Origin of the sequence: Pantoea sp. ANP04, from assembly GCF_041982285.1 — a bacterium.
GTDB classification, from domain to species: domain Bacteria; phylum Pseudomonadota; class Gammaproteobacteria; order Enterobacterales; family Enterobacteriaceae; genus Pantoea; species Pantoea eucalypti.
Map to the genome: position 1 here is coordinate 1 of NZ_JAUTYS010000044.1, position 806 is coordinate 806.

The 806-nt window shown below is 55.0% G+C and carries 2 protein-coding genes; both read left to right on the plus strand.

The window, feature by feature from the left end; genetic code table 11:
- Positions 1-269 (plus strand): hypothetical protein (locus Q7C21_RS22185; protein ID WP_375151114.1); only part of this gene is annotated, 269 nt, incomplete at its 5' end.
- On the plus strand, positions 266-664 hold the full coding sequence (locus Q7C21_RS22190; protein ID WP_375151115.1) for a DUF6093 family protein: 399 nt from the start codon (positions 266-268) through the stop codon (positions 662-664). The genes Q7C21_RS22185 and Q7C21_RS22190, both read left to right, overlap by 4 nt.
- Positions 665-806: the final 142 nt, after the last annotated feature.

The following is an 806-nucleotide window of genomic DNA, read 5'->3' on the forward strand; positions in this document are numbered from 1 at the left end:
TTGTCCGCTCGGTGTTGTGTAGCGCGATTATTCGGGTGATGCGTAACCCAGGCGGTTTGCGGCAGCGTACTGAGTCGATTGATGATTATTCGCTCACGGAGACTATTGATTCTTCGTTGTCTACCGGGGCGCTTTATCTGACTGATGAGGAATGGGATCTGCTTTTGCCGGTTGTTTCTGGTGGGGCGTTCTCGATTCGTCTTTATGGCGCGCCTGATCGCGCTGCCGGCTGGTGGGTTCATCCGGATGCTTGGGTGCCGTACTCATGATTAGCGCCGAGTTGATAACTTTGCGTGGTCGTGAGGCTGCTGAAGCCCTGATGACCGACCTCTGCCTGATCGAGCGTCAATCCACCGAGGATGTCACCGACCCTGTTACGGGTGCGGTTACTTTCCCGGTGGTTGAGGTTTATGCGGGTAAGTGCAAGCTGGGTGGCGATAAGTCTCAAGCGTCGGAGCCGTCTGCTGGTGGTCATGCGTTTACGGTTGAGCAGTTGATGGTTCATTTGCCGGTGTCTGCAAAGTCTCTTACGGGTGACCGTGTGACTGTGCTTTCGTCGGCGATGGACCCTGATCTGGTCGGCCTGAAACTGCGTCTCACTGAGTTGGCGCGTGGCACGTATCGTACTGCTGATCGCTGGAACGTTGAGCTGGTGACGAGCTGATGGATGATGTTCGTGCGTTAGAGCGTGATCTGGGGCAGGTTCCGGCGAAGCTTGCAAGCAATATCGTGAAGATAGTCCCAAAGACTGGGCTAGCGATGAAGAAGCGTATGCAAGCGGACTTTCGGCAGTCAACGTATTTCAA